Raw genomic sequence first — 16,292 nt, forward strand, 5'->3', positions numbered from 1 at the left:
TATGGGTCACGATGATTCGCATAGTTCATTCGTGGTTTCCATGCTTTCGCTGGCTCACCCTGGTGTGTGCTTTGACGATCGCGTGCCTGCTGTTGTTCACACCCGGCAGCGCAGTTCCGTCCGGACCGCCTGGGGCGGACAAGGTGGTGCATTTTCTGATTTTCGGGATGTTGGCGGTGTCCTCGCGATTCGCAAGGATCGACGAGAAGTTCACACTGGCCTGGGTTCTGACCTTCGCTGCGTGTTCAGAGGTTATTCAGGCACTGTGGGTTCCGCGCCGGGACGGAAGTCTGCTTGATGTGCTTGCCGATGCGGTCGGCATGCTTACGGGACTCTGGCTGTGGCAGAAGATTCGTCCTGCGCACCGGCGGCAGTCGGCTTCGGAATGACGGTCGTGACGCTGCCGGTGTGAGCCAGCCCGCTGGTGACCAGGTCTAGCTGGCGCAACGCGCGATTGAGGGCCGCCTGCGCATCGGCATCGGTGGGGTGATCGGTGTCCACCAGCATGCCGATGGTGTTGAGAATCGAGCCGGCGATGAGTTCGGCAGCGATCTCGAGATCTTCGGTGGTGTGGTGGTTCGTTGCGGGATTGCGCGCGAGCTCGACCACGACATCGTTGGTGAGCATGCGCATCTCGTTGTTGATGGCACGTCGAACCTGCGGCGAGCCGCCATGACGTTCACGCACCAGAAACCGGAAGTTGTTCGCATGCTCGCTCACCCGGTCGACCATGAGTCCGAGAATTTTGGCAGGGTTGTCACTGCCCACCTCGCGCCGGGCCTGACGGAAGGTGTCACGAAGCGCACGAACGCTCTCTTCGGCCAGGACCGTGCCCAGGTCCTCCATCGATTCGAAATGCCGATAGAACGCCGTGGGAACCAAACCCGCGGATTTGGCCACCTCGCGCAGGCTCACGGCGGCGAAGCCACGCACCTTGAGCAGATCCAAGGTCCCGTCGAGCAACGCGCGACGGGTATGCAGCTTCTTTTCAGCACGACTATGTCGCATGCCTGTCAGTGTACGGTCGTGCTCTTATCGATTGGCTTCTTTTGTTCGAAACCGTGTTGAGGCCTGGTATTGACAGGTTCATCTACGTTACGCACACTGATCTCAGTGCACGATTGTTCACTATTTGGCCACCGAATTCGAAGGGGCAGTGCAGCATGGTGGGACCTGTAGAGCGCAACGTCAACGTCGTCCAGGAGGTCGTGGAGTCGGTCGGGTCTCGTGTCGGCCGGATCATCCGCATCATCACGCGGACGGTGGGAGAAGTTGGGCAGGAGCTGAGCGGCGTTGTGGCCGACGGGTTCGAAATCGCGGAAGCCAACAAGAGGGCCCGAGCTGACCATGAGCGCTGGGGTGCTTCGGCGGATACAGATCTGGACGACGCCGCCGACGACGATGCCGAGGAAGGCGAACTCGTCGACCTCGACGATGAGGGCCACGACGATGACACTGCCGATGCGGGGGCCGACGACGAGAACGACGCCGTGGTGGAAGAGGTGACTTCCGAATCAGAGGTTGACGAGGCGCGCGACGGCGTCTCCGAGCAGGAAAGGGTCTAACCGTGTCGGCTCCAGCGTTGCAGCCAGAACCCCTTTCCGCGCCGGTCGCCACGGCGGCCCGTGAATGTCCGGTCAACCACGACCTCTATCCGGGCGGGCCGACCTTCCTCCGGTGGCATAACACCAAGGTCGGCTATCTGAAGTCGTGGCGTCTCGCACTCGGGGCGGTCTGGTCCACCTACCGACACACCATCTCCGAGTACCTCGCCAACCTGCCCGGGCAGGACGACGTCATCGTTGCGCGGGCGCCCATGCGTAAGACGGTGATTGTCCGCAATCCGGAACTGGCCCGTCATGTGCTGGTGGCTAATCAGGACAATTACATCAAGAGTGCCGAATACGATCTCCTGGCAGTCGGTTTCGGCCGCGGGCTGGTGACCGATCTCAACGAGGGACTCTGGAACCGAAATCGTCGGCTGGTGCAGCCGATCTTCGCCAAGCGCCAGGTCGACCTGTTCGCTCCACAGATGGCGGAGGCCAGCGCGCGCACCCTCGCTCGATGGGACGAGCTGTATTCCCAGGGGAAGGCGGTCGATGTCACCGCCGAGATGAACTACCTGACCATGGATATCGTCGCGCAAACGATGTTCGGTATCGATCTGTCCGGCGACATGGCCGAGAGGATGCGGATCAACTTCGCACGCCTGCTGAAGCTCTTCGGCGTGGGCTACATCGTGGGGGCGGCCCCACCGCTGCGCTGGTTCGTGGACAAGCTTGCCACCCACGGCCCTGACGAGTTGGCTTCACACACCCCGCGGTTGGCCATACGCGCGTTGCGTATCGGCGCGTCGGTGGCCGCTCCGCGGACCATGAAGGGTCTGCGCTGGGTTGAGCGCACCATCGATCAGCTCATCGCCGATCATCACTCCGGCCGGATCACCAGGCAGGACAACTTGTTGGCGCTGTTGATGGCCGCCGAAGATCCCGAAACGGGTGCCAGGTACACGGATCTGGAAATCCGCGATGAACTGATGACCTTCCTCGGTGCGGGCTTTGAGACCACCGCTGCCGCGCTCGCGTGGACCTGGTATCTGTTGTCCCGCAATCCCGATGCGCGCGCGAAACTCGGCGAAGAGGTCGATCGGGTGCTCGGTGGACGGTTACCCACCGCTGCGGATGTCGACAATCTGCCATGGACCGCCGCGGTACTGAATGAGGCGATGCGGGTGTACCCGCCGATTTTGGGATTGGCGCGTGCCGCGAAGGCCGATGATGTGCTGGGTGATTACCCGATTCCGGCCGGTACCACCGTCACCGTGTTGATCGACAGCATCCACCACAACGAGCGAGTGTGGGAGAACGCCAGGACCTTCGATCCCGCACGGTTCCTCAAGGAGAACCTGCAGCCCGAACAGCGCAAGGCGCACATGCCGTTTGGAGCGGGCAAGCGCATGTGTATCGCCTCAGGCTTCGCGAACCTGGAAGCCATCATCGGTATCGCGTCGCTGGCCCAGAAATACGAGCTGGAAATGGTGCCGGGTCAGAAGCCGCGCCGCGAAGTGACCTTCACCGGAGGACCCGAGGGCGAGATCCTCATGCAGCTGCGTAAACGGCATCCCTGAGGCGGAGCCGCGCAGACTTGCCCGAGGGCGTCAGCGGCGACGCACCGTCATGAGCCCGTTGTTCTTCGGGCACGAGGCGACCCCGCGTGAGTGCCACTTTTCGTTGGGCTCCGTTGTGGTTTCAATGGTGAAGTGCCGCAACACGGTCCGCAGGACGATGTCCATCTCCATGTTGGCGAAGGCCGCGCCGACGCAGCGCCGGGTCCCGCCGCCATAGGGAACCCACGAGTTGCCGGGTTTGGCGTCGGTGAAGCGTTCCGGGTCGAAACGCTCGGGGTTGGGGAAAGCGGCCGGGTCGTCATGCATCAAATTGATGCTCACCACCAGGGAGTGGCCCTGGGGGATTCGGTAGGGCCCGATATCGACGTAGGGCGCCAGCACGTGACGCCCCGCGAAATCGATGACCGGCCGACTGCGTTGTACCTCAAGGATTGTCGCCTGGCGGTATTCGTTGTTCTCGGTCTGTGCCTCCTCGGCCAGGCGCGACAGCACCTGTGGGTGACGGGTGATCCGTTCGAAGGCCCACGCCAGAGTGGTGGCGGTGGTCTCGTGACCGGCTGCCAGCAGAGTGAGTAGCTCGTCGGAGACATCGCTGCGCGACATGGTGGTGCCGTCGTCGTAGGTGGACCGCAACAGCAGGGCGAGGATGTCGGTGCGGTCCTCGAAATCTGGTGCGGCGAGAGCCTTGTCGATGAGAAGTGCGATCACCTCGTCATAACGCGCACGGTAGGCCTTCAATCGGCCCCACGGACTGAACCGCCCATAGACTCGTTTCGGCTGCGGTACCCGAGTGGTCAGAGACGCCAGTACCACCCACGGTGGAATCAGCTCGCGTAGCACGTTCAGCTCGGCTCCGTCGGCGCCGAAGACCGCGCGCAAGATGGCGTTGAGGGTTATCCGCATCATCGGTTCCATGGTCTGGAACTGCTGCCCCTCGGGCCATGACGCGCATTCGCGCAGCGTCTCTTCCTCGATGATCTGCTCGTACTGAATCATGGCCTTGCCGTGGAACTTTGGTGCGAGCAGCTTGCGGCGATGCCGGTGTTCGTTGCGCTCCAAGGCGAAGACCGACCCGGGTCCGAGCTGCTGGCTCAGATTGGGCTGGATGTTGCCCAGAATCTCGGTGCTGGTGGTGAACACCTGCCGGGTGAGATCCGGGTCCGCCACCACGACCGTGTATCCGAATTTGGGGATGTTGATCGTGTAGACCTTGCCGTACTTCTTGGCCAGTCTGCTGGTGGTCCATCGCCGGGAGGCTACGAAGGCGATGCCCTGGGCCAGCTTGGGAAGTGCAACGAGCGGGGGAGCGGTCGGCTCGGGCGTATCGGCTTCTCGGTCGATGGTTGAGGCTTCGGTCACGTCACCCTCCACGGCGTTGTGGTGTTAGTAGACATGTGTCTTATAGCACAGCCTACATCTGTCATATCGGTCACACCAGAGGGAATCGCGGGAGATTTCACCGGCGGGTCGACTTGACAGGGGTAACTCTGGCACCATGTATCTCGTCTGTCGCAGGAGTCACTGAGACTTGGAGGGCGCATTGATCACTCGATGGGCGACCATCTGGGTCGTCGGTGCCGTTCTCGCGCTGTGCACTCCCGGGGCCGCGAGCGCCGAGCCCATGGCGGCGGGTAAGGACTTCTCGAAGCCCGCGGTCGTCATCCTTGGGTACGGCCTCAAGCCCGATGGCTCGATGCGGGACAAGCTGTATCAGCGGGTAGCGACGGGCAGGGCGATCGCCAATATGTTCCCGAACTCGTTCATCATCGTGACCGGAGGTAATCCGCAAAACGGTGTGTCAGAGGCCGAGCAGATGCGCAACATGCTTGTCGGCCTTGGGTATCCATCCGACCGCATCGTTGTGGAACCCCGGGCCAACAGCACGGTGCAGAATGCGCAGTTCTCGGTGCCGCTGGCCAAGCAGGCCGGCGCCTCGGGAATCATTCTGGTGACCAACTCGACCCATCAACAGCGCGCAGATCGGAACTTCACCGACGCGGGCGGCAACGTGCTGGCCACCGCGAGCTTCCCCGATGGCGATGCGCCGACCAACATCGGGCAGTTCATGCGCGACATCATCAGCCCGTTCCGCTGACGACTGCGGACAACTATGGGACGACCACAGTTCGCCTGAAGGGAATGAACCCGGCAGAATCGGTGGTTGACCGATCAGGGCGCTCATCGATGTGCGCATCTAGCCGCATACCGCACAGGAGCCCTATTCATGACTGCCGTTGTCGATTCACGCGTGCAGCCCGAGTCGCCGGTGTCACCACGCATTCGCCGAGGCGCGATTCTGGCACTTGCCATAGGTGGATTCGGGATCGGGACAACCGAATTCGTGGCGATGGGACTGCTGCCCAACATCGCGCACGGCTTCCACGTCACCGAGCCTGAGGCCGGGCACGTCATCAGCGCCTATGCGCTGGGTGTGGTCGTGGGTGCACCGATCATCGCGGCACTCACCGCCCGGGCCTCGCGTCGGACCCTGCTCATCGCGCTCATGATCGCGTTCACGATCGGCAATGCGGCCACCGTCTTCGCGCCGGGGTACGCCGCGCTGATCGCGTCCAGGTTCGTCGCCGGGCTGCCGCACGGTGCGTACTTCGGCGTCGCGGCGCTGGTGGCGGCACACCTTGCCGGCCCAGGGGAACGCGCCAAGGCCGTGGGGCAGACCATGCTGGGTTTGTCGGTGGCCAATGTCGTGGGTGTTCCGGTGGCCACCTGGCTCGGCAACACGGTGGGCTGGCGTTCGGCCTTTGCCGTCGTCGCGGTCATCGGCGTGGTCACGGTCGCGGCGTTGTTGCGGTTCTTGCCAGGGCTGACGGATATGAAGATCACGAATCCGCTGACGGAGCTCAGCGCGCTGCGTCGCGCTCAGGTGTGGTTCACCCTGCTCATCGGCATCGTGGGCTTCGGCGGCATGTTCGCCTTCTACACCTACATCAGCACCACACTCACCAGCGTCTCCGGACTATCGAGGGCCCTCGTCCCGCTGGCATTGGCGCTCTACGGCATCGGCATGGTCACCGGAAACGTGCTGGGTGGCTGGATGGCGGACCGCAGTGTGGTCAGGGCCATCGCCATTGGTCTGGTGCTGGTGGCCGTGATGCTGGTGATTTTCGCGGCGGTATCCCGAAATCCTTGGGCCGCACTGGTGCTGGTGTTCGCCGTGGGAGTCGCCGGAACGTCACTGGTGCCCGCTCTGCAGACCCGATTGATGGATGTGGCAGATGACGCGCAGACGTTGGCCGCCGCGCTGAATCACTCGGCGCTCAATATCGCCAATGCCGGCGGCGCCTGGCTCGGGGGCCTGGTCATCACCGCTGGGTATGGCTACCGCGCCCCTTCTCTGGTCGGCGCGGCGCTGGCGGTCGCGGGGCTCCTAGTACTCGCGTTATCGCTGTTGTACGCGCGGCGCCGCCCACTCACGCCGTCAGTGGCCTGAGTCGATCAGTGGGGGATGCCGCCCGGCGCCATCGTCGGGGGCGCGATTGTCGGCGGCGGCATGAAGCACGGCGGGACCCCCGGCGCGTACGGAGGAACGCATGGTTGGGGGAAACACTGCTGCCCGTTCCATCCTGATGGCTGGTTGAACGGGCAGACCGGAATCGGATCGGCGTTCGCCACCGGCGCCCAGCACAGCGTCAATGCCAGACCAATCAGACCGAACACTGCTTTCTGGCGCACGAAGTCAATTCTATTGGCATAGCCTTTTCCCATGGCTGGGAGTGGCAAAGCAGGGTCTGCGGGCAAGGAGTCGGTCTGGGCGAGGTGGCGCGGTCGCGTGATCGCGGTCATTGCGTTGTTGTTGACCTTGGTTGCCGTGTACTTCGCGCTGTCGGCTTTCATCCCGCGGTGGTGGGCACAACGCATCGCCGATATGTCCGGTCACGGCAGTTTCACCAAGGGGATCGGCAGCGGGCTCACGCTCGGTCTGCTGTGCACCGGAATACCGCTGTTGCTCGCGCTGTGGGCATTCATGATACGGGGTCGCCGGGGTGGGACGTTCTTCGCCGGGGTGCTGACGCTGCTCGCCGTCATTGTCGCGGTGCCCAACCTGATGACCCTGACGATCGTGTTCGGCACCAGTAATTCCGCACATGCCGGTGAGCGTGTGCTGGACGTCGAAGCGCCCGGATTCCGGGGAGCGACGGCCATCGGGGCGACCGTGGCGCTGTTGATCTTCCTGCTCGTCACGTTCTTCGTGGTGCGCAACTGGCGCCGCCGGGTGAAGGTGGAGAAGCAGCAGGTTCGTGAGGCTGCCGCCGCCGCGGCGGAAAGTCCCGCGGCCGAATAATTGTGTGTGCCCTCGGCAGGAATCGAACCTGCGGCCTTCTGCTCCGGAGGCAGACGCTCTATCCCCTGAGCTACGAGGGCATCAGGGCTTGGAAAGACTAGCGGGGACAGCCTAGCGCATCCCAACCGGCATCCCGACCACCGTTTCGGTCGCGGGTAAAGGATTCGGGGCCTGGATACCCGAGCCCATAGGATGATCGCCGTGACTCCCGCCGACCTCGCCGACCTGCTACGTTCCACCGCTACCACGGTGCTGGACGAGCGAGGTCTGGACACGTCGGCGCTACCGGACACCGTGACCGTCGAACGCCCCCGTAACCCCGAGCACGGTGACTACGCCACCAACGTGGCCCTGCAGGTCGCCAAGAAGGTCGGCGTCGCCCCGCGTGACCTGGCCACCTGGCTCGTCGAAGCCCTCGTCGCCAACGACGCGATCGCTGCCGCGGAGATTGCCGGACCCGGGTTCGTGAACCTGCGGATCGCCGCCGACGCGCAGGGCACCATCGTCGCGAATATCTTGGACGCGGGCGAGAACTACGGCAATTCCGACGCGCAGGGCACGCACACCATCAACTTGGAGTTCGTCTCGGCCAACCCGACGGGGCCGATTCACATCGGAGGCACCCGGTGGGCTGCGGTCGGCGACGCGCTGGGCCGCCTGCTGGCCCGCCAGGGCGCCAAGGTCACCCGCGAGTACTACTTCAACGACCATGGCGCGCAGATCGACCGGTTTGTCCGCTCGCTCATCGCCTCGGCCGAGGGCAAGGAAGCTCCCGAGGACGGGTACGCCGGCGATTACATCGCCGATATCGCCAAGCAGGTCCTTACTCGGCGTCCCGATGCGCTCGCGCTGCCGGAGACCGAGGCTGCCGAAGTCTTTCGGGAAATCGGCGTGGACCTGATGTTCACGCACATCAAGAAGTCGCTGCACGAATTCGGCACGGACTTCGACGTTTTCACCCATGAGGACTCGATGCACACCTCGGGTCGGGTGCAGGAGGCCATCGCGCAGCTGCGTAAGACCGGCAACATCTACGAGAAGGATGGCGCGTCCTGGTTGCGTTCGAGCAACTTCGGTGATGACAAGGACCGCGTTGTCATCAAGAGTGATGGCAATCCTGCGTACATCGCCGGTGACATCGCCTACTACCTCGACAAGCGCGAGCGCGGCTTCGACCTGTGCATCTACATGCTCGGTGCCGATCACCACGGGTACATCGCACGCCTGAAAGCCGTTGCGGCGGCGTTGGGTTACGACGCCGACAGCGTTGAGGTGCTCATCGGTCAGATGGTCAACCTGGTGCGCGACGGTCAGCCGGTGCGGATGTCCAAGCGCGCGGGCACCGTGATCACTCTCGATGACCTGGTCGACGCCATCGGAGTCGATGCCGCGCGCTACGCGTTGATCCGGTCCTCGGTGGACACCTCGATCGATATCGATCTGCAGCTGTGGGCCTCCGCGTCTAGCGAGAACCCGGTCTATTACGTGCAATACGCGCACGCACGGCTCTGTGCACTGGCGCGCAATGCCGCGGATCTGGGCCTGCGGCACTCGACCGATCATCTCGAACTGCTCACCCATGAGAAGGAGGGTGCGCTGATCCGGGGGCTCGGCGAGTTCGGCCGCATTCTGCAAAACGCTGCGGTGCTGCGTGAACCGCACCGCGTCGCACGGTATTTGGAAGACATCGCCGGTGATTACCACCGGTTCTACGACTCGTGCCGGGTGCTCCCGCAAGGTGACGAAACACCGGGGGATCTGCACGCGGCACGCCTAGCGTTATGCCTTGCCACCCGGCAGGTCATCGCCAACGGCCTGGACATTCTCGGCGTGAGCGCACCGGAGCGGATGTGAGCGCACACCCGGCAGGCCCCCGCCACGCAGAAGGGGAACAGCACACCGCCATGAGCAGCGCACCTCCGGTCAACCCGACCGAATTGGCACCGAACGTATGGCCCCGCAATGCGTCTCGCGGCGCCAACGGCGAGGTGACCCTCGCGGGTCTCACCGTCTCCGAGCTCGCCGAGGAGTACGGCACGCCGCTTTTTGTCATCGACGAGGACGATTTCCGATCGCGCTGCCGCGACATGGCCGCGGCGTTCGGCGGCGCTGCGCGCGTGCACTACGCCTCGAAGGCGTTCCTGTGCACCGAGATCGCGCGGTGGATCAAGGATGAGGGGCTGGGCCTGGACGTCTGCTCAGCGGGCGAGCTGGCCATCGCGCTGCGCGCCGAGTTCCCTCCGGCGCGAATCGCGTTGCACGGTAATAACAAATCCGAGGCGGAGCTCGCCCAGGCGGTGCAGGTGGGCGTCGGACACATCGTCGTCGATTCGATGATCGAGATCGAGAGACTGGACGCGATCGCGGGCAGCGCCGGTGTGGTGCAAGACGTTCTGGTGCGTGTCACCGTCGGTGTCGAGGCGCACACCCATGAGTTCATCTCCACCGCGCATGAGGACCAGAAGTTCGGGTTGTCCCTGGCCGGTGGGCAGGCACTGGAGGCCGTGCGACGTGTCTTCGCCACCGACAACCTGCGACTCGTGGGACTGCACAGCCACATCGGTTCGCAGATCTTCGATGTCGACGGGTTTGAGGTCGCCGCGCACCGGGTGATCGGGCTGCTGCGTGAGGTGGTCGCCGAGTTCGGTACCGAGAAGACCGCGCAGCTCAACATCATCGACCTCGGCGGCGGCCTCGGCATCAGTTATGTGCCGTCCGACGATCCGCCCCCCATCGAGGATCTGGCGGCCAAGCTCGGCGTGATCGTGCGCACCGAGTCGGCACTGGCGGGCCTGCCCGAGCCGCGTTTGGTGATCGAGCCCGGCCGGGCCATCGCCGGTCCCGGCACCGTGACGCTGTACCGCGTGGGCACCACCAAGGACGTGATCCTGTCCAACGGGCAGCGGCGGTACGTGAGCGTCGACGGCGGGATGAGCGACAACATCCGCACCTCGCTGTATCAGGCCGAGTACCACCCGCAGCTGGTTTCCCGCGATAGTGACGTCGCGCCGGTGCTGTCCCGGGTGGTGGGAAAGCACTGCGAAAGCGGCGATATCGTGGTCAGGGACGCGTGGTTGCCCGAGGACGTGGCTCCCGGCGACCTGGTGGCGGTCGCCGCGACCGGTGCGTACTGCTACTCGATGTCCAGCCGGTACAACCTGCTGACCCGTCCGGCGGTTATCGCCGTCAAGGACGGCAAGGCGCGACTGATCCTGCGGCGTGAGACCGTCGAGGATTTGGTGAGTTTGGAGGTAAGTGAATGAGTGACGCGATAGGCGTAGCGATCCTGGGCCTGGGCAACGTCGGCAGCGAAGTAGCGCGGATCATCGAGAGCAGCGCGAGTGACCTCGCCGCCCGCATCGGTGCGCCGCTGGAGATTCGCGGTATCGGTGTGCGCCGTGTGGCCGATGACCGCGGTGTCCCGGTCGAGCTGCTCACCGACGATATCGACGCGCTGGTTTCGCGAGACGACGTCGACATCGTCGTCGAGCTCATGGGTCCGGTGGAACCCGCACGGCGTGGCATTCTGGGTGCACTCAATGCGGGCAAGTCGGTGGTGACCGCCAACAAGGCGCTTCTGGCCCAGTCTGCCGGTGAGCTCGCCGAAGCTGCCGAGAAGGCAAGGGTTGACCTCTATTTCGAGGCGGCCGTGGCCGGCGCCATTCCCGTCATCCGGCCCTTGACCCAGTCGCTGGCTGGCGATTCGGTGATTCGGGTGTCCGGCATCGTCAACGGCACCACCAACTACATCCTGTCTGCCATGGACACCACAGGTGCCGGTTATGACACCGCACTTGCCGAGGCAGGGGAGCTCGGATACGCCGAGGCCGATCCGACCGCCGATGTCGAGGGCTACGACGCTGCGGCCAAGGCCGCTATTCTCGCGTCGATCGCCTTCCACACCCGGGTCAGTGCCGACGACGTATACCGCGAGGGCATCACGAAGATCAGTGCCGACGACTTCGAGTCGGCGCGCGCCCTGCAGTGCACGATCAAGCTGCTGTCTATCTGTGAACGGCTTACGGACGCCGATGGAACCCAACGAGTTTCGGCGCGGGTGTACCCGGCCCTGGTGCCGTTGACCCATCCGCTCGCGAGCGTCAACGGCGCGTTCAACGCGGTCTTCGTCGAGGCTGAGGCCGCCGGGGAACTCATGTTCTACGGCCAGGGCGCCGGCGGTGCGCCGACCGCATCTGCCGTGCTCGGCGATTTGGTGATGGCGGCGCGCAACCGAGTGCAGGGCGGACGCGGACCGCGGGCGTCTCGGTACGCGCAGCTGCCCATTGCGCCGATCGGTCTCATCCCGACCCGGTACTACGTGCGCATGCGCGTAGCCGACAAGCCCGGTGTGCTGGCCACCGTTGCCGCCGAGTTCTCCAAGCGCGAAGTCAGTATCGCCACCGTCCGGCAGGAGGGCGAGGTCGACGAGACGGGCGCCCGTCTGGTGGTGCTCACCCACAAGGCCACCGATGCTGCGCTCTCGGAAACCGTTGCTGCACTTGCCGACCTCGACGTGGTGTTGGGCGTCGCGAGTGTCATCCGGCTGGAAGGAACACAAGAGTGACCGTTCATACCCCTTGGCCCGGCCTCATCGCGGCATACCGGGACCGCCTCCCGATCGGGGAGAACTGGCAGCCCGTGACGCTGCGTGAGGGTGGCACTCCGCTGCTTCCCGCGAAGCGGCTGTCCGAGCTCACCGGTTGCACCGTGCACCTGAAGGTCGAAGGCCTCAACCCCACCGGATCGTTCAAGGACCGCGGGATGACCATGGCGGTGACCGACGCGCTGGCCCGTGGCCAGCGTGCGGTGCTGTGCGCCTCGACCGGGAACACCTCGGCCTCCGCCGCCGCCTACGCCGCCAAGGCGGGTATCACGTGTGCGGTGCTGATCCCGCAGGGCAAGATCGCGATGGGCAAGCTGGCCCAAGCCGTAATCCACGGTGCGCGGATCATCCAGGTGGACGGCAACTTTGACGACTGTCTGGAGCTGGCGCGCAAGACCACCGCGGACTATCCGACCATCGCCCTGGTGAACTCCGTGAACCCGGTGCGCATCGAGGGACAGAAGACTGCGGCCTTCGAGATCATGGATGCCCTCGGCACCGCCCCCGATATTCACGCGCTGCCGGTCGGCAATGCGGGAAACATCACCGCCTACTGGCGCGGTTACAACGAGTACCACCGTGACGGTCTGTCGGACCGCCTGCCCAAGATGCTGGGTGCGCAGGCTGCGGGTGCGGCGCCGTTGGTCAACGGGGCGCCGGTTGCCAATCCGGAGACGATCGCCACTGCCATCCGGATCGGATCGCCGGCGTCGTGGTCGGGGGCTGTTGCCGCACAACAGGAATCCGGCGGTAAGTTCCTGGCCGTCACCGATGACGAGATTCTCAGCGCCTACCGGCTGGTCGCCTCCAGCGAGGGCGTTTTTGTAGAGCCCGCATCGGCGGCAAGCATTGCCGGTCTGCTGAAATCGGTTGCCGACGGCTGGGTTCCGAAGGGTTCCACCGTGGTCTGCACCGTGACCGGGAACGGCCTGAAGGATCCCGATAACGCCCTGAACGGCATGCCCGAGGTGACTCCCATTCCGGTGCAGGCGAGCGCGGTCGCCGAGGCGCTGGAACTCGCGTGAACCAAGTCCTGCCCGCGGGGCTGATCACCACCGTCGTGGTGCCGGCGTCGAGCGCAAACCTGGGCCCGGGTTTCGACAGCCTCGGCATCGCGCTGTCGCTGTACGACGAGATCGAGGTCAGTACAACCGAATCTGGTCTCAAGGTGGCCGTCGAAGGTCAGGGTGCCGGTGAGGTTCCGCTCGACGGCAGCCACCTCGTGGTGCGGGCGATCGAGCGCGGGCTCGCTGCCGGAGGAACTGCCGCCGCTGGCCTGATCGTTCAGTGCCGCAACAAGATTCCACACTCGCGGGGTTTGGGTTCATCGGCCGCGGCAGCAGTTGCCGGCCTGGCTGTCGCCAACGGACTACTTGCCAAGGCCGGCCGGCCGCTGCTCTCCGATGAGGTGCTGGTGCAGTTGGCCTCGGAATTCGAGGGGCATCCCGATAATGCGGCGGCCAGCGTGCTCGGGGGAGCCGTGGTCTCCTGGTCGGAGACCGCGGGTGCGGCCCCTGTCTATGCGGCCACCCGGCTGGATGTGCACCCCGATATCAGAATTGTTGCCGCGATCCCGGAGGAACAGTCCTCCACCGCGCACACGCGTGTATTGCTGCCAGAGTCGGTCACCCATGTAGACGCGAGGTTCAATATTAGCCGAGCGGCGCTGCTCACCGTCGCGCTGACCGTGCGGCCGGATCTGCTGATGACGGCCACCGAAGACCGCCTACATCAGCCGCAGCGCGCCTCCGCGATGCCGGCGTCTGCGGAGGTGCTCGGATACCTGCGCAGTCAGGGGGTTGCGGCGGTTCTTTCCGGGGCTGGACCTGCGGTGTTGGCCCTGACCACCGGTGATATCCCTGATGTCGCGGTGAAATACGCTGAAGATCAAGGTTTCTCGCTGGCGACGATGTCCGTATCGGCGGGCGTGTCGATTCGATAGCCGACGTTATGGCTGGTGAGCGGGGGACTCGCCGGGGGGTGCTGGTTGCTTGATACCCACCAGGGGGTTATCCTCGGTATCAGTCCCAGCAATTGCAGCTTCTGCGCACCTGCGCCGAGAACGAGGACGATCACAAATTCTCCTAGTTCTTTCCGATGTCTCCGTCGTCCTAGACAGGCGACGATATTGGGCAAGGTCGATGGTCAGCTGCCATTTCTCAGGACCTCGCGTGGCCCTATCTGTGTGGGCCCGCAGCATGAACTTCGCGGCCAGCAACCTGACTGGCCGAAGTGAGACCCTCGCCCCATATTTGGCGGGGGAAGGAAAGGAAATCCGTGACCGATACGGACCTCATCGCGACCGAAGCCGCCCCGGAAGCCCCCGAGGCGCCCGCCACAGCCTCCTCTGATCGCTCCAACAAGGAGCGTCGGGGTGACGGACTGGGCGCGCTGTCGACGATGGTGTTGCCGGAGTTGCGTGCATTGGCCAGCCAAGTAGGCGTCAAGGGCACCTCCGGAATGCGTAAGGGCGATCTGATCGCTGCCATTCGCGAGCATCAGGGTGCGCTTGGCGCGTCGAAGAACAACAACCAGGCCAGCCAGGCCCAGCAGCCACAGGCCTCCGCGTCGGCTGAGGTGGAGCAGAAGGAACCGGCACAGAAGGAGCCGGCCCGGAACGACCAGAGCGAATCCGCTCGATCCGAGCCCACTCAGACCACACTCGATCTGCCCGCCGAGGCGCCGAAGTCCGCTCCGGAAGCCGACTCCGGTGAGGGCAAGGACGCCGAGACCTCCGGCGCGCCTCGTGAGGGCCGCGGCGAGCGGCGTCGCAACCAGAACCAGAACGCCGAGGGCGAGCGCAAGCAGCAGAACGGTGGCCGGGGGAACTCAGAGAACTCTGAGAACTCGGGGCGTGAGGGTGGCTCGGGGAGCCAGAACTCGGACAATCAGAACCAGGACAACAACCAGAACCAGGGCAACCGTGGCGATGACGGTGAGGGCCGGGGCCGCCGTGGTCGCCGTACCCGCGAACGCCGTCGTGGCCGCGATCGCAACACCAACGAGGGTGGTGAGACCGAGCTGCGCGAGGACGATGTCGTCCAGCCCGTGGCCGGCATTCTGGATGTGCTCGACAACTACGCGTTCGTCCGGACGTCCGGATATCTGGCCGGGCCAAACGATGTGTACGTCTCGATGAACCTCGTCCGCAAGAACGGGCTGCGCCGCGGCGATGCCATCACCGGTGCCGTGCGGGTACCCCGCGACCCGGATGCCGGGAATCAGAACCAGCGCCAGAAGTTCAACCCGCTGGTGCGCCTCGATTCCGTGAACGGTGGCCCGGTTGAGGACGCCAAGAAGCGTCCCGACTTCACCAAGCTGACCCCGCTGTACCCGAATCAGCGGCTGCGGCTGGAAACCACCACCGAGAAGCTGACGACTCGTGTGATCGACCTGATCATGCCGATCGGCAAGGGGCAGCGCGCGCTGATCGTGTCTCCGCCGAAGGCCGGTAAGACCACGATCATGCAGAACATCGCCAACGCGATCTCTGCCAACAACCCCGAGTGCCATCTGATGGTGGTGCTGGTCGACGAACGGCCCGAAGAGGTCACCGACATGCAGCGCTCGGTCAAGGGTGAGGTCATCGCCTCCACCTTCGATCGCCCGCCGTCAGACCACACTCAGGCTGCCGAGCTCGCCATCGAGCGTGCCAAGCGTCTCGTGGAACAGGGCAAGGACGTTGTGGTCTTGCTCGACTCCATCACCCGTCTGGGACGTGCCTACAACAACGCCTCGCCGGCTTCCGGCCGCATCCTGTCCGGTGGTGTCGACTCGACGGCGCTGTACCCGCCCAAGCGGTTCCTGGGCGCGGCGCGCAACATCGAGCACGGCGGCTCGTTGACCATCATCGCCACCGCGATGGTTGAGACCGGATCCACCGGTGACACGGTCATCTTCGAGGAGTTCAAGGGCACCGGTAACGCCGAGCTCAAGCTCGACCGCAAGATCGCCGAACGCCGGGTGTTCCCCGCCGTCGACGTCAACCCGTCGGGTACTCGCAAGGACGAGCTGCTGATGAGCGGCGACGAGTTCGCGATCGTGCACAAGCTGCGCCGCGTGCTCTCCGGCCTGGATTCGCATCAAGCCATCGACCTGCTGATGAGCCAGCTGCGCAAGACCAAGACCAACTACGAATTCCTGGTCCAGGTCTCCAAGAACACCCCGGGCTCCAACGGCGCTGACGAGCCGCAGTACAGCTAGAACCTGACGCGGTATCACCGGGTATCGGTGATACCGCGTCAGGTTCCTATGGCCGGGAC

At 64.6% G+C, this 16,292-nt stretch carries 15 protein-coding genes and 1 tRNA gene; 12 read left to right on the forward strand and 4 right to left on the reverse strand.

The genetic code is table 11. The annotated features are described in order from the left end of the window. The first annotated feature begins 11 nt into the window (after positions 1-11). The gene (locus tag BB28_RS06890) at positions 12-389 is read left to right on the forward strand and encodes a VanZ family protein (protein WP_046252957.1); all 378 of its coding nucleotides are present in this window, start codon (positions 12-14) and stop codon (positions 387-389) included. On the opposite strand, the gene BB28_RS06895 is transcribed toward BB28_RS06890, so the two are convergent. Continuing rightward, positions 325-1,008, reverse strand: coding sequence for a TetR family transcriptional regulator (locus tag BB28_RS06895; protein ID WP_046252958.1), 684 nt, complete (start codon positions 1,006-1,008; stop codon positions 325-327). The genes BB28_RS06890 and BB28_RS06895 overlap by 65 nt on opposite strands. Positions 1,009-1,163: 155 nt before the next feature. Between BB28_RS06895 and BB28_RS06900 the strand changes: the two genes are divergently transcribed. Beyond that, complete coding sequence (locus tag BB28_RS06900; protein ID WP_046252959.1) at positions 1,164-1,565, forward strand: hypothetical protein; 402 nt, start codon at positions 1,164-1,166, stop codon at positions 1,563-1,565. Between the two features lie 2 nt (positions 1,566-1,567). Then, positions 1,568-3,127, forward strand: coding sequence for a cytochrome P450 (locus BB28_RS06905; protein WP_046252960.1), 1,560 nt, complete (start codon positions 1,568-1,570; stop codon positions 3,125-3,127). A 30-nt stretch (positions 3,128-3,157) separates the two neighbouring features. Here BB28_RS06905 and BB28_RS06910 read toward each other — a convergent pair whose 3' ends face one another. Then, positions 3,158-4,498 carry a cytochrome P450 gene (locus tag BB28_RS06910; protein WP_081252222.1) on the reverse strand — a complete coding sequence of 447 codons (1,341 nt, stop codon included), beginning with the start codon at positions 4,496-4,498 and terminating at the stop codon, positions 3,158-3,160. Positions 4,499-4,655: 157 nt separating this feature from the next. Between BB28_RS06910 and BB28_RS06915 the strand changes: the two genes are divergently transcribed. Together BB28_RS06915 and BB28_RS06920 are read left to right on the forward strand one after the other, a co-directional pair. Beyond that, a complete protein-coding gene (locus tag BB28_RS06915) occupies positions 4,656-5,222 on the forward strand; it encodes a YdcF family protein (RefSeq protein ID WP_046252961.1) in 567 nt (188 codons plus the stop codon). Between the two features lie 129 nt (positions 5,223-5,351). Continuing rightward, a complete protein-coding gene (locus BB28_RS06920) occupies positions 5,352-6,575 on the forward strand; it encodes an MFS transporter (RefSeq protein WP_046252962.1) in 1,224 nt (407 codons plus the stop codon). 5 nt (positions 6,576-6,580) lie between these two features. Here the strand turns inward: BB28_RS06920 and BB28_RS06925 are convergent, their stop codons facing one another. Then, positions 6,581-6,817, reverse strand: coding sequence for a hypothetical protein (locus BB28_RS06925; protein ID WP_123771716.1), 237 nt, complete (start codon positions 6,815-6,817; stop codon positions 6,581-6,583). 31 nt (positions 6,818-6,848) lie between these two features. On the opposite strand from BB28_RS06925, the gene BB28_RS06930 reads away from it, so the two are divergent. Then, positions 6,849-7,427, forward strand: coding sequence for a hypothetical protein (locus BB28_RS06930; protein WP_046252964.1), 579 nt, complete (start codon positions 6,849-6,851; stop codon positions 7,425-7,427). Positions 7,428-7,434: 7 nt separating this feature from the next. Here the strand turns inward: BB28_RS06930 and BB28_RS06935 are convergent. Continuing rightward, positions 7,435-7,507: transfer RNA gene (locus BB28_RS06935), tRNA-Arg, on the reverse strand. A gap of 121 nt (positions 7,508-7,628) precedes the next feature. Between BB28_RS06935 and argS the strand changes: the two genes are divergently transcribed. The 6 genes from argS (at position 7,629) to rho (ending at position 16,233) form a co-directional block, all read left to right on the forward strand. Then, entirely contained in the window at positions 7,629-9,281 is a 1,653-nt protein-coding gene (argS, locus tag BB28_RS06940) for an arginine--tRNA ligase (RefSeq protein WP_046255608.1), read from the forward strand. Further along, positions 9,278-10,690, forward strand: coding sequence for a diaminopimelate decarboxylase (gene lysA / locus BB28_RS06945; protein WP_046252965.1), 1,413 nt, complete (start codon positions 9,278-9,280; stop codon positions 10,688-10,690). Before argS ends, lysA begins: the two co-directional genes overlap by 4 nt. Continuing rightward, the gene (locus BB28_RS06950; RefSeq protein ID WP_046252966.1) at positions 10,687-11,991 is read left to right on the forward strand and encodes a homoserine dehydrogenase; all 1,305 of its coding nucleotides are present in this window, start codon (positions 10,687-10,689) and stop codon (positions 11,989-11,991) included. The genes lysA and BB28_RS06950 overlap by 4 nt, the downstream gene beginning before the upstream one ends. Continuing rightward, complete coding sequence (gene thrC / locus BB28_RS06955) at positions 11,988-13,055, forward strand: threonine synthase (protein WP_046252967.1); 1,068 nt, start codon at positions 11,988-11,990, stop codon at positions 13,053-13,055. The genes BB28_RS06950 and thrC overlap by 4 nt, the downstream gene beginning before the upstream one ends. After that, on the forward strand, positions 13,052-13,972 hold the full coding sequence (gene thrB / locus BB28_RS06960) for a homoserine kinase (protein WP_046252968.1): 921 nt from the start codon (positions 13,052-13,054) through the stop codon (positions 13,970-13,972). The genes thrC and thrB overlap by 4 nt, the downstream gene beginning before the upstream one ends. 335 nt (positions 13,973-14,307) lie before the next feature. After that, positions 14,308-16,233: a transcription termination factor Rho gene (gene rho / locus BB28_RS06965; protein ID WP_046252969.1), complete on the forward strand. Its 1,926-nt coding sequence runs from the start codon at positions 14,308-14,310 to the stop codon at positions 16,231-16,233. Positions 16,234-16,292: the final 59 nt, after the last annotated feature.

It is taken from the genome of Mycobacteroides chelonae CCUG 47445 (assembly GCF_001632805.1).
Classification (GTDB): Bacteria; Actinomycetota; Actinomycetes; order Mycobacteriales; family Mycobacteriaceae; genus Mycobacterium; species Mycobacterium chelonae.